9 protein-coding genes are annotated in these 12,761 nt (G+C 47.9%); 6 read left to right on the forward strand and 3 right to left on the reverse strand.

Annotated elements, in window-relative coordinates; all coding sequences use genetic code 11:
* Positions 1-124 precede the first annotated feature (124 nt).
* The gene (locus tag K7B07_RS12820) at positions 125-514 is read right to left on the reverse strand and encodes a VanZ family protein (RefSeq protein WP_223710182.1); all 390 of its coding nucleotides are present in this window, start codon (positions 512-514) and stop codon (positions 125-127) included.
* A 94-nt stretch (positions 515-608) separates the two neighbouring features.
* A complete protein-coding gene (gene gcvH, locus K7B07_RS12825; protein WP_223710184.1) occupies positions 609-986 on the reverse strand; it encodes a glycine cleavage system protein GcvH in 378 nt (125 codons plus the stop codon).
* A 293-nt stretch (positions 987-1,279) separates the two neighbouring features.
* Here gcvH and K7B07_RS12830 point away from each other — a divergent pair, with 293 nt between their 5' ends.
* The 6 genes from K7B07_RS12830 (at position 1,280) to K7B07_RS12855 (ending at position 11,703) form a co-directional block, all read left to right on the forward strand.
* Positions 1,280-3,718: a TonB-dependent receptor domain-containing protein gene (locus tag K7B07_RS12830; RefSeq protein ID WP_223710186.1), complete on the forward strand. Its 2,439-nt coding sequence runs from the start codon at positions 1,280-1,282 to the stop codon at positions 3,716-3,718.
* A gap of 299 nt (positions 3,719-4,017) precedes the next feature.
* The gene (locus K7B07_RS12835) at positions 4,018-6,474 is read left to right on the forward strand and encodes a TonB-dependent receptor (protein ID WP_223710188.1); all 2,457 of its coding nucleotides are present in this window, start codon (positions 4,018-4,020) and stop codon (positions 6,472-6,474) included.
* A 133-nt stretch (positions 6,475-6,607) separates the two neighbouring features.
* Positions 6,608-7,033, forward strand: a complete 426-nt coding sequence (tsaE, locus tag K7B07_RS12840) for a tRNA (adenosine(37)-N6)-threonylcarbamoyltransferase complex ATPase subunit type 1 TsaE (protein ID WP_223710190.1) — start codon at positions 6,608-6,610, stop codon at positions 7,031-7,033.
* A gap of 70 nt (positions 7,034-7,103) precedes the next feature.
* Entirely contained in the window at positions 7,104-8,318 is a 1,215-nt protein-coding gene (locus tag K7B07_RS12845; RefSeq protein WP_223710192.1) for an alanine dehydrogenase, read from the forward strand.
* A gap of 61 nt (positions 8,319-8,379) precedes the next feature.
* The gene (gene hflX / locus K7B07_RS12850; RefSeq protein WP_223710194.1) at positions 8,380-9,567 is read left to right on the forward strand and encodes a GTPase HflX; all 1,188 of its coding nucleotides are present in this window, start codon (positions 8,380-8,382) and stop codon (positions 9,565-9,567) included.
* A 1,785-nt stretch (positions 9,568-11,352) separates the two neighbouring features.
* Positions 11,353-11,703: a Rieske (2Fe-2S) protein gene (locus K7B07_RS12855; protein WP_223710196.1), complete on the forward strand. Its 351-nt coding sequence runs from the start codon at positions 11,353-11,355 to the stop codon at positions 11,701-11,703.
* A 102-nt stretch (positions 11,704-11,805) separates the two neighbouring features.
* Here the strand turns inward: K7B07_RS12855 and K7B07_RS12860 are convergent, their stop codons facing one another.
* Positions 11,806-12,741 carry a hypothetical protein gene (locus K7B07_RS12860; protein ID WP_223710198.1) on the reverse strand — a complete coding sequence of 312 codons (936 nt, stop codon included), beginning with the start codon at positions 12,739-12,741 and terminating at the stop codon, positions 11,806-11,808.
* Positions 12,742-12,761: the final 20 nt, after the last annotated feature.

A 12,761-nucleotide genomic window follows, 5' to 3' on the forward strand; every position in this document is an offset into this window, starting at 1 on the left:
TTCTTTTAACAGGCCGGTTGTAATAATGGCAAGGATATTGCGTTTATAAATATAAGAACAAAGAGTTTTAAAAAAGATAGTCAATTTTCTCATAAGCAGTTAGTTTTGGTTGCGACCCCTGTTTCTACAGGGGTCTATTTTTTTTCAGCAGGTAGAAGCTGGCGGCCAGTCCCAGCGCAGCACCAGCACCATCTGCAAGGATGTCGAACACATCAAAGGAGCGGTTGGGGATGTACCATTTCTGTACATACTCCATTACAATGCCATATGCCAAAGCGGCAACAGCAGTGGCAACAAGTCTTCCGTTAACAGGAACAACTGTTGTACTTCGCATCAACCAGATATTCCATATCAGCACCAGCAATGTAAACATGCCGGTGTGCACCCATTTGTCGAAATAGGGGATCTTATCAAAAAAGCTTTCTTTTGGAAAGGCAGCGCCGGGCAGGGTGAGCAATACAAGGGTGATCAAAAAATAAAGAATGGCGCCGGCGAATATATAACCTCTTTTCATTTAATAGTTTAAATAAAGAAAAAGCCAGTCACGAGATGTGATTGGCTGTAAGTATTTTGAATAGGGCGCTGCAAACGCCTTTTAATAAAACGGATTAACCCACCAGTGCCTGGTAAGCGGCAGCATCCAGCAAGTTGGCAACATCCGCCGGATTGGAAACCTTCATTTTGATCATCCAGCCTTCGCCATAAGGATCGGTGTTTACAAGTTCAGGTGCATTTCCCAGCGCTTCATTCAGCTCGGTAACTTCACCATCAACAGGAAGGAAAAGGTCGGAAACTGTCTTTACGGCTTCCACTGTTCCGAAAACATCACCGGCTTTCAATGCTTTGCCAATTGTTTCCACCTCTACATATACGATGTCGCCTAACTCTCTCTGGGCAAAATCGGTAATGCCAATGGTGGCAATGTCGCCCTCAAGGCTGATCCATTCATGATCTTTGGTATAACGTAAGGTCTCTGGGTAACTCATAACAATATTTTAGAGTACAAATATGAGTAAACGAACCCAATATTCCATTTTTAAGTATGGAATTTTTAAAGGATTGCTAATTTTTAAAAAACCTGTTAAACAGTTGTAACATTTTTCTCCGCGATACGATTTATGGTATCAGGTGCCGCCAAGTTTTTTGTTGCATACAGGCAATGGCAGGTCCTCTTAAATGGCTTTTTGTCACAATTAACCGGTGTTTTGCCCCATTTACCGGTAATCGCTGGATGAAGGAGTGACGGGCCCATAGCTTTGTAGCGTACAATAAAAATAATATGAGAAAGATTTTTTTGGCCGGGCTTTGTTTTTGGAGTGCTTTAACACAGGCACAGAGTATTTCAGGCAGGATTGAAGGGGCCGACACTAAACCACTGGAACAGGCATCCGTTACACTTTTAAATATAAAAGACTCCTCTGTACAGAAGGTGACTGCCGCTGATAAAAGCGGCGTTTACCGGTTTGAAAAACCAGACGCCGGGACCTACCTGGTAATGGCTTCCAATGTAGGGTATACCCCTGCTTATTCCGAAGCCATTCAGTTTGACGGCAAAGACACCACCCTGGCTGTTATGACGCTGGAAAAAGGTAACACCCAGCTGGCAGGTGTGGTAGTGACGGCCAAGCGGCCGATGATCGAGGCCAAACCCGGGAAGATGGTGCTCAATGTGGAATCCATGCCCTCCAATACGGGTTTGAACGCGCTGGAACTCCTGGAAAAATCACCTGGTGTAACCGTGGACAATGACGGCAATGTAAGTCTGAAGGGAAAGCCGGGCGTATTAATACTGATCGACGGAAAGCCGACCTATATGAGCGGACAAACACTGGCCAATTTTCTCAAAAGCATCCAGAGCAATGGTGTGGACCAGATCGAGATCATGACCAGTCCGCCCGCAAAATACGATGCAGCTGGTAATGCAGGCATCATCAATATTAAAACCAAAAAGGGAGTGGTGAAGGGGATCAACGGAACTGCCAACCTGGGCTTTAACCAGGGTATTTATCCCAACTATTTCGGAGACATCAACTTCAATTACCGCGGAGAAAAGGTCAATCTTTTTGGAGGTTATAATGGCGGAAAATGGGAGAATAAAAGTAAGCAATTTATCGACCGCAATTTTTATGAAGAGGGAAAATTCGATGGTTCTTCAGATCAGCTGGCACACCGTCATGGTTTTGGGGATTACCACAGCGTAAAGCTGGGCATGGATTACTATTTCTCAAAGAAGGACGTGGCGGGCGTGGTAGTAAATGGTAATTTCTATAACTGGAACCAAAACCAGGAACTGAGCTCCAATCTGCGGGATGTATCCGGGGCCGTGAAATCTATATTGAAATCCCAGAGCTTTAATGGCGGAGACGGCAATAATATCAGCACCAATGTCAATTACAAGCACAGTTTTGATTCGGCCGGAAGGGAATGGACAGTTGACCTCGACCAGGCATATTATAAAAGTACAGGAAACAACAAACTGATCACCCAGCCGCAAACCGCGCAGGGCGAAAATAACGGAGCCGCTACCACCTTATTGGGAAAATCGCCCTCCGATATCCGTATCTACAGTGTGAAAACCGACTATGTGCATCCGTTTAAAAAAGAGCTGAAGCTGGAGGCCGGTCTTAAAAGCAGTTTCTCGTCTACCGACAATGCCGCCAACTACCTGCGGGATGAGGGCGCCGGATGGTTTCCCGATGATTCCATCAGCAATCATTTTATCTACAAGGAAAATATTAATGCTGCCTATGCCACGCTGACAAAAAAGGTAAAAAAATGGGAGTTGAGTGCAGGGCTGCGGGTGGAGAATACCATCGCAAAGGGCCACGAACTGCGTACCGATTCTTCGTTCAAACGGAACTACACCAATTTTTTCCCATCCGTAGGGGCGGCCTTAAATGTTAACGATAACAACCAGTTAACGCTGAACTACAACAGAAGGATCACCCGGCCAGATTTTGAGTCGCTGAACCCTGCGATATTTTTCCTCGATTCATTGACCTATGGTCAGGGTAACCCTTACCTGATGCCCCAGTTTACCAATAACATCGAAATGAGCCATACCTTTAAAAGGATGCTGACCACCACCCTCAACTATACAAAGACCAATGATGTGATTACACAGTTCCTGAAGCAGAATACGGAAGAAAAAAGAACCTACCAGACGGTGGAGAACCTCAGCTCGATGCGGCAGTGGGGTGCTTCGGTAATGTTTAACAAACAGCTTACCAAATGGTGGTCCCTGAATGTATTTGCCAATGCCACCACCAATCATTACAAGGGAATATACAGTAATGGTAAAGTTAATGACCCCATTACCATCGACTATATAGGGTTTAATTCCAATATGACCAACTCCTTTACCTTCCTTAAAACCTGGGGCGCGGAATTAAGCGGCTGGTATGTGGCAAAGGATGGTGACGGAGGATTGGTGATCTTTAGAAATATGGGTGCTCTCAATGCCATGCTGTCGAAACAGCTGTTCAATAAAAAAGCTACTATTAAAGCAGGGGTGCGGGATATCTTCAGAACCCAGGTATTTGATGCCACTTCCCGCTACAGCGATGTGGATATTTACATCAGAAATGAACGTGACAGCCGCAGGTTCAATATATCCTTTACCTATAAGTTCGGCAAAAACAATATCGCCCCTGTACGAAACAGGCGGAGCGGCTCTTCCGACGAACAGAACCGGGTGAAAAGCGGAGGAGGAAGCTAGCGATAAGCTATCAGCAGGCAGCGGTAAGCCCTCATTGGTCAGAAATTAGTTGTCAGAATTGAGATTGAAGATCTCCGTCAATGATGAAGCTGAAAGCTGATGGCTGATAGCTGATTTCTGACAGCTCACTTCTCACCTCTCAAATACTGTTACTTCCATCTGATAACAGTCCTCTCTTGTTTTAACCTGAAAAAACAACCATTCGCAGGATATTTTTTACCATTAGACGACGATCGGTTCCGTGGCTTCGATTTAACATATATGTTTGCTGCTTCAAAAACGACAACAACACACTTTTTATGAAACGACTACTAACACCGGCACTACTATTGTTCTTCCATGCGGCAACTCATGCGCAGACGATCTCAGGAGCCGTAAAAGACGACGCCGGAAAGCCAGCCGAGAAAGCCACCGTATCTTTATTAAATGCTGTGGACTCTTCTATTGTAAAACTGGATGCAGCAAAAGCCGATGGTACCTATCAGTTCGAAACAATCGGGAACGGGCGGTACCTGATAATGGCCAGCAATGTGGGTTTCAATACCGCCTATTCGGCGGCATTTGATTACACAGGAGCGGATATAAAACTGAACGAACTGGTGCTTGAAAAAGCCAGTACTCAACTACAGGGGGTAGTGGTTACTGCCAAACGTCCCCTGGTGGAAGTAAAACCCGGACGCATGGTGGTAAATGTGGAAGGAACGATCAATGCCACTGGCAACGACGGATTGGAATTGTTGCGCAAATCGCCCGGAGTGCTGGTGGATAAGGATGATAACATCAGCATGGCCGGCAAGAACGGTGTACGCATATACATTGACGGCAAACCTTCTCCCTTAACGGGTGCCGACCTGGCCAGTTACCTCCGTTCCCTGCAGTCTTCTGATATCGAATCGATAGAGCTGATCACCAACCCTTCCGCAAAATATGAGGCGGCGGGCAATGCCGGGATCATTAACATCCGGCTCAAAAAGAACAAGGCTTTTGGAACCAACGGTACCATTACGGCAGGCGCCAACGTGGCCACTTATGCCAATTATAACGGGGGCTTCAACATTAACCATCGCAACAAAAAAGTGAACCTCTTTGGAAACTACAATTACAGCCAGGGACTGCGTTTTAACAAGCAATACATCCTGCGGGATGTAAGTGATAGCCTGTTCGATCAGCACATGATCTCCAAAAGCTACTCAAAAGCGCACAACTTCAAAGCGGGCATGGACTATTTCATCAATGATAAAAATACGATCGGTATCATGGTGAACGGCAATATTTCCGATGTGGACCGCAGAGAGCCCGGTGATATGCCCATTACCTACAAGCCTACCAATACCGTAGACCGGATCCTGTACACCAATACCCAAACCCTCCGGGACCGCAGCAATTATAATGGTAACCTCAACTACCGCTATGCGGATACCTCCGGCCGGGAACTGAACGTGGACCTGGATTACGGGTATTTCAATATCGACGGGAACCAGTATGTGCCCAATATTTACAGACGCGCTTCCGACGGGGCAGAGGTGAACCGCAATATCTACCGGATCATTACGGCTACGGATATCGACCTTTATTCTTTTAAACTGGATTATGAGCAGCCGTTCTTTAAAGGAAAGCTGGGATATGGTGGTAAACTGAATTTTGTAAACACCGGCAACGATTTTAAAAACTACGATGCCAACGGATCCTCCGAGTCGCTGGATTACGGAAAGAGCAACTACTTTAAATACAAGGAAAACGTAAATGCCTTGTACGTGAATTATAACCGCGCTTACAAAACCTTCTCGTACCAGTTGGGTTTAAGAGCAGAAAATACCAATTCCGACGGTATTTCCACAGGAAAGCAATGGGATGAAGCAAGTCAGACCTATAAGGATTATGAAGGCAAGGTAAAAAGGAATTATACCGACTTCTTCCCCAGTGCGTCCATCACGTATAATAAAAATCCGATGAACCAGTGGAGTATCAGCTACAGCCGCCGGATCGACCGCCCGGATTATGATGACCTGAACCCGTTTGAATACCGGCTGAATGATTATTTGTATGCCCGCGGTAATACCAACTTAAGACCGCAGTATACCAATACCATCGGCATTACCCATACCTATAAGTATAAGCTCAATACCTCATTAAACTACAGCCATGTAAAAGACATGTTTGTACAGCTGATCGATACCATCGATAGAACAAAATCGTTCCAGACAAATGAGAACCTGGCCAACCAGGATGTATTCAGCCTGAATGTTTCCTATCCCTTCACGTATAAAACCTATACCTTCTTCTCCAATCTTACGGCCAACTACTCCTTGTACGAAGCGAATTTCGGAGACGGAAAGGTCATCAATACAAAAAATTTCAATGTGCAGTATTTTATGCAGCATTCGCTGAAGTTTGGTAAAACCTGGACAGCAGAGCTGACCGGCCTGTATCTGTCGCCCTTTGTATGGGCCGGAACATTCAGAGGAAAGTCGATGGGCTTCATCAGCACAGGACTGCAAAAGACCATCCTGAAAGGAGATGGTACCATAAAGGCCAGTGTGGATGATCTATTTAAAACCATGCGGTTTACCGGGGATATGAACTTTGCCGGAGCCTATACCTATGTGATCGCCAAGTGGGACAGCCGCCAGTTCAAGCTGAACTTTACCTATAAATTTGGTAATAAACAGGTGAAATCCGCCCGTCAGCGCAAGACCGGTCTGGACGATGAAAGCAAACGGGCCAGCGGCGGTGGCAGCTCCACCCCGGGTCAGTAAGGATCTTGGTTTTGTTAGTAATAGGTAAAAGTTGCTGGCGCAGGCCGGCAACTTTTTTTTATACCGGCATGCGGGGCCGGAGAAAACCAGCCCTCTTTTTTCATTTACCCGCTGACGGATATATCTTTGCCGGATGAAAAAGATATTTTCATTAAACGATATCATACCGATTGCCGGGTGGCTGCTGCAACAGATGGACGATAAAAAGATCATTGCTTTTTACGGACAGATGGGCGCAGGCAAAACCACGCTGATCTATACCATCTGCCAGGTATTGCAGGTGGAGGATGTGGTCAGCAGTCCTACCTTTTCCATTATCAACGAATACCGTTTTACGGATGAGGGAAAACCCGCCTCCGTATACCATATGGATCTGTACCGCCTCCGGGATGAGGAAGAGGCCGTCCGGGCCGGGGTGGAAGACTGTCTTTACAGTGGCCATTATTGTTTTGTGGAATGGCCGGAGAAGGCCCCTGAGCTTTTCCCGGAAGGTACATTGTACGTATCGCTGACCGTAATTGACGGAGACCAGCGGGAGCTGGAAATACTTAAAAAATAAGTAGCTTTACAGCTTAAACCATATCAGATAACTTAAACCCTTTTGTAGCTCTTTCCGGACGCCGTCTTTTATGAGTAAGATAAAAACCATAGTGAGTACCTCCTTCAGTTATGAAACGCAGGAGGAAACATTGGATATTCGTGTAAAAGGTGGGGGCATGACCATCGGTATCCCCAAGGAGATCGCCTTTCAGGAAAACCGGGTGTCTCTTACCCCGGATGCCGTAGCTGTTTTGATCAATAACGGCCATGCTGTTATCGTAGAACATAATGCAGGTGAGGCCGCACATTTCCGGGATGCGGATTACAGCGAGGCCGGAGCCAGGATCGTTTATTCGAGGGAGGATGTTTTTAAAGCGCCCATCCTTTTAAAAAGTGCACCGGTGGTGGAGGAAGACCTGCCACTGCTGCAATACAACCAGATCATTATTTCCCCGCTGCACCTTTCCACCCTCCGGCGGGAGGTGCTGCACACCATGATGCAGAAGAAGATCACCGCCCTTTCATTTGAAAACCTTAAGGACGACAGCGATTCCTATCCCATTGTCCGGAGCATGAGCGAGATCGCCGGCAGCGCTGTGATGCTGATTGCGGCCCAGTACCTGGGCTCCGCCAATCATGGCAAAGGCGTATTGCTGGGAGGCATCACCGGTATTGCCCCCACCAAGGTAGTGATCATCGGGGCCGGTATCGTGGGCGAATATGCCGCCCGGGCCGCACTGGCATTGGGGGCGTCTGTAAAGCTGTTCGACAGCAATATCTCGCGCTTAAAGCGCCTGGAAAATACCATCGGTCACCGGTTATGGACCTCCGTTCTGGAGCCGAAACTCCTGGCCAAACAGCTGAAGACCTGTGAAGTGGCGGTAGGCGCCCTGGCCAATGAATCGGGCAGAACACCCCTGGTGGTAACAGAAGAAATGGTAAGCGGCATGCGGCAGGGATCGGTGATTATTGATGCCACCATCGACCGGGGGGGCTGTTTTGAAACCTCGGAAGTAACCTCGCATGAAAGTCCTATTTTTTTGAAATACGGCGTTATCCACTATTGCGTGCCTAATATCCCTTCAGGATTTGCCCGTACCGCCTCCCAGGCCATCAGCAATGTGCTGGCACCGTTGCTGATAGAGGCCGGCGATGAAGGTGGCATTGAGCGGCTGGCATGGCACCAGCTGCACCTGCGGAACGGCATTTACCTTTTTAAGGGTTACCTCACCAATTTTTACCTCAGTCAGCGGTTTGATCTCCGGTATACGGATCTGAACCTGCTTATTGCGAGCCAGCGATGAGCGAAGCAAACCTGTAAGGTTTCAAAAACCTTAAGGTTTTAGGCCTTAACTTTGCCCCTTCATGCTTGATAAGAAGAACATAATACAGGGAACAGAAACAGCGGTGATCGTTGGTGTGGTCACCAAGGACCAGACCGAGCAGCAGGTGACCGAATACCTGGACGAGCTGGCTTTTTTGGCCGAGACCGCAGGGGCAGAAACAAAGAAACGTTTCATTCAGAAATTACAGCACCCGGATACCCGCACTTTTGTGGGCAAGGGAAAACTGGAGGAGATCCGCCAGTATTGCATCACTCATGGTGTCAATCTGGTCATTTTTGATGATGAGCTTTCCGGTGCACAGATCAATAATATCACCACCGCTATCGGTGTAAAAACCATCGACCGGTCGGACCTGATCCTGGATATTTTTGCCCGGCGGGCAAAAACGGCAGAGGCCAAGGCCCAGGTGGAGCTGGCGCAGTACCAGTATATTTTACCCCGCCTGCGCGGGATGTGGAAGCACCTGGAGCGGCTGGGAGGGGGCATCGGCACCCGGGGACCGGGAGAAACGGAAATAGAGACCGACCGCCGGATCGTACGGGAGAAAATTTCGCTGTTGCGGAACCGGCTGAAGGAAATCGACAAACAGTCTGCCACCCAACGCAAGAACCGCGGGGAGTTCATCCGTGTGGCCCTGGTAGGCTATACCAATGTGGGCAAAAGCACCATTATGAACCTGCTGAGCAAACGTGAAGTGTTTGCGGAAAATAAGTTATTCGCGACCCTGGATACTACGACCAGCAAGGTGGTTTTTGAAAATACACCCTTTCTGCTGAGCGATACGGTAGGGTTCATCCGCAAGCTGCCGCACCACCTCATCGAAAGCTTTAAAAGTACGCTGGATGAAGTACGCGAAGCAGACATACTCATCCATGTGATCGATATATCCCATCCTCAGTATGAGGACCAGATGGCAGTGGTGAACAAAACCCTTCAGGAGCTGAAGGCCTTTGACAAACCTATGATCACCGTTTTTAATAAAATGGATCTTTACGAACAGCAGACCTTTGATGAGTGGCTGGGGGAAGACACCAAAAAAGAGATCCTCCAGGATCTTTACGACCGCTGGAACCATGAAACCGGCGGCAATGCCGTATTTGTTGCTGCCACCGAAAGACGGAATGTGGAAGGCCTGCGCGACACCATTCTGAATAAGGTAAAAGAATTGTACCAGATCCGGTATCCGTACAAAACGATGTTTTTTTAAGGAAGGCGGTTGTTAAATAAGGCTTTCTAAATAATCATTTTAACTATCCGGCGCAGACCTTCCAACCTGTGCTGCAGTATTATTTAGTTTTATTTATAGAAACAATGATTGTTAAATGTTGTGTTACATAGCCACCAGCTTAAAGATGATTGGAGTGGATGTGTTATATCTGTATTGGTGGGACATGGAGGGCTGATGAGATAAGTGGATATACATTATGGGCCGTGCCTACGGCACTCCGGTGCTTCGTAGCATGTTGGGTCTCCGGAATAAATTCCGGAGGTAAAAAAATAAGCCAGGCCTGCGGCCTTTGCGAAAAGGTCATGGTATGCATACCTAATGAAGCACACCTGTTCCACCCGGTCGTAGGGGGCCTACCAGCAAAAAGGTGGCTCCAGCCCATAAGTGCTAAGTAACGCGCAGGCACAGGCCGGGAGGCCTGCACCAGATGAACAGCAAGAGGCAGTGCTTCGCATCATCATCCAACAACAAACTTCAGTTTGTTGACCGTGCATCATCTATAAAGCGTGGAGAGCCATAGGCTCGGTCCATCAAAGGAACAAATTCCGGGATGATGTATGCTTTTATGGACCGAGCCTACGGCACTCCGGTGCTCCGTAATATGTTGGGTCTCCGGAATAAATTCCGGAGGTAAAAAAAATAAGCCAGGCCTGCGGCCTTTGCGAAAAGGGCATGGTATGCATACCTAATGAAGCACACCTGTCCCACCCGGTCGTAGAGACCCTATCAATAAAAAGGAGGCCCCAGCCCATAAGTGCTAAGTAACGCACAGGCTCAGGCCGGGAGGCCTGCACCAGATGAGCGGCAAGAGGCAGTGCCTCACTTCATCATCCAACAACAAACTTCAGTTTGTTGGCCATGCATCATCTATAAAGCGTGGAGAGCCATAGGCTCGGTTCATCAAAGGAACAAATTCCGGGATGATGTATGCTTTTATGGGTCGTGCTTGCGGCACTCCGGTGCTCCGTAGCATGTTGGGTCTCCCGAATAAATTCCGGAGGTAAAAAAATAAGCCAGGCCTACGGCCTTTGCGAAAAGGTCATGGTATACCTAATGAAGCACACCTGTCCCACCCTGGTCGAAAGCGCCCTGCCAACAAAGCCGTCCTTACACCATAAGTGCTAAGTAACGCGCAAACACAGGCCGGAAACCTGTGCCAGATGAGCGGCAAGAGGCAGCGCCTCGCATCATTATCCAACAACAAACTTCAGTTTGTTGGCTGTGCATCATCTATAGAAAGCGGAGAGCCGTAGGCTCGGTCCATCAAAGGAACAAATTCCGGGATGATAAATGCTTTTATAGGCCGTGCCTGCTTAAAGAAGCACACCTGTCCCCTGGTCTCAGTTGTCCTGCCAATAAAAAGCCGCCTAAAACCAGCTACCCCACCCGGAAGTATAGGGGGCTACCCCAAACCTAAACTGACGAAGGGAAAACCTTTGCCGTTTAAGCAAAAAGCTAAACCGACCTGCCTAAAAAATGCGCGCGCGAAGATTTTAGGCAGGTGGGGGGTATAAAAAAGCTTTGATGTTGAAGGACAGGGGGCGGGTACCCCCACCTGTACAGGTGGGCTACCTGGTAAAAAAGCTTCAACAGTTTATGTTTTTGCTTCGCGCGTTTGGGTAAAAGCTGTGCGGCCTTAAGTAAAGGGTGGGCAGACCCGCCATATAGGTACGGAGGGCGACCTTTTTATATGCTATGTTATTTTAACCCTGGGCCAAGCCTAAAATTCCTTAGTCCTGCCGCTTAAAAGTTTAATTTAGTAGCATGAGTAAAGAGTTGGAATGGCACCTGGTTGCCGTGCACCCGAATGAACTGAATTTTAACGAAGAAAACCTTGCTGAAATAAAGCTAAGGGGCAGGCATTTATGCATCGCGCGGGTTAACGAACGGCTTTTTGCCTGCGCGGCCAAATGCCCGCATGCGGCGGCTCCGCTGGTGAAGGGTTATGTAAATGTGCAGGGTGACATCGTTTGCCCGGTGCACCGGTATAAGTTTAATCTGGAAACCGGCCGTAATACTACCGGCGAAGGGTATTTTTTAAAAACCTACCCGGTAGAGGAACGGGAGGATGGCTGGTATGTGGGTATAGAAAAAGGCGGATGGTTTGGGTTTTAGCTCCCCAGGATCTTATTGCCCCGCAGATAACGGGAATGCCCGCGGAGGCTTCTGCTCAGATCTGCAAAAAAGATCAGCGTAGATCAGTGGAAGAGAAATAATTTATTTCTTAAGGAAGTCAGGTGCCGGTGAGGCCCAGTGCCCCAGGTTGTGTTGCACATTAAAATGCGCATCCTCATAAATAGAAACCGTGGAGTTTACGGATTTAAAACCACTACTTCCTGTTACCGGCTCTCCTGAATTGGTAAAGCTAGTGCACTTAACCGGTTTTACTGTTCCTCCGTTTGCAGTGATATCCATTGCAGCCATAGCCGAAGGCTGGAAGTCGGACTGGTCCTTATATTTGGTATGGCCATTTAAAGACCGCCACCAGTGCAGGTCTTCACCAAACATTGAGGTGTGTATATTCCATAATACGGTGCTTTTACCTTTTATAATCGCAGGCACCCGTTGTTCTCCGACAAAATCTGTAATGCCATTGCTCTTATCAGTTACCCACAATCCCCACCACTTGCCCAGACTGTCTTCACCGCCGGGGCCCGGTTTTAGTTCAAACCGGTATTGCTGCCCGGGTTGCCAGCTGTATTTGTACATGATCTGATAGCCGCCGCTTTCATCATTGGCGGCATTGACCATCCCTTTCGACTTCCCTCCATTGGAGCCCCAGATCGAGAAGTTGATCACTTTTCCCTGGAAGGCACCTTTAAAAATCCCGTTTGTCTGAAAACCCGCATAGCCACCACCGGTGCCGCCGGAGGCATTGACAAGTGAGAAATTATAGGCGTAGTAATGCAAAAGTCCGTCTTTTGTAAGGCTGGACGGAGGATCTGCAACAGGCACAAAGGTCCATTCCAGACTGGAATAGCCTTCGCTGGCCGGAAAGTACCAGTCGCTGTAAGTGCCTCCCGGACTATAATATACCGGCTCACCGGATGTGCTGTTTTTACCTTCAGTAGTTGAATTGGTGTTCTGGGCGCTCGGCACTGTAGCGGGCAACAGGAATACCAGCAGCAGGAACAAACGGTTTTTCCGGTTCATTATTTTTTATTTGGTTGAAC

Origin of the sequence: Niabella beijingensis, from assembly GCF_020034665.1 — a bacterium.
In the GTDB taxonomy this organism is placed as follows: Bacteria; Bacteroidota; Bacteroidia; order Chitinophagales; family Chitinophagaceae; genus Niabella; species Niabella beijingensis.

What these genes read in the sequence shown, in the direction of transcription:
- K7B07_RS12835 (WP_223710188.1), top strand. Translation starts at nt 4,018, where the DNA reads ATGAAACGACTACTAACACCGGCACTACTATTGTTCTTCCATGCGGCA.
- hflX (WP_223710194.1), top strand. Translation starts at nt 8,380, where the DNA reads ATGCTTGATAAGAAGAACATAATACAGGGAACAGAAACAGCGGTGATC.
- K7B07_RS12830 (WP_223710186.1), top strand. Translation starts at nt 1,280, where the DNA reads ATGAGAAAGATTTTTTTGGCCGGGCTTTGTTTTTGGAGTGCTTTAACA.
- K7B07_RS12845 (WP_223710192.1), top strand. Translation starts at nt 7,104, where the DNA reads ATGAGTAAGATAAAAACCATAGTGAGTACCTCCTTCAGTTATGAAACG.
- K7B07_RS12860 (WP_223710198.1), bottom strand. Translation starts at nt 12,741, where the DNA reads ATGAACCGGAAAAACCGTTTGTTCCTGCTGCTGGTATTCCTGTTGCCC.
- K7B07_RS12855 (WP_223710196.1), top strand. Translation starts at nt 11,353, where the DNA reads ATGAGTAAAGAGTTGGAATGGCACCTGGTTGCCGTGCACCCGAATGAA.
- tsaE (WP_223710190.1), top strand. Translation starts at nt 6,608, where the DNA reads ATGAAAAAGATATTTTCATTAAACGATATCATACCGATTGCCGGGTGG.
- gcvH (WP_223710184.1), bottom strand. Translation starts at nt 986, where the DNA reads ATGAGTTACCCAGAGACCTTACGTTATACCAAAGATCATGAATGGATC.
- K7B07_RS12820 (WP_223710182.1), bottom strand. Translation starts at nt 514, where the DNA reads ATGAAAAGAGGTTATATATTCGCCGGCGCCATTCTTTATTTTTTGATC.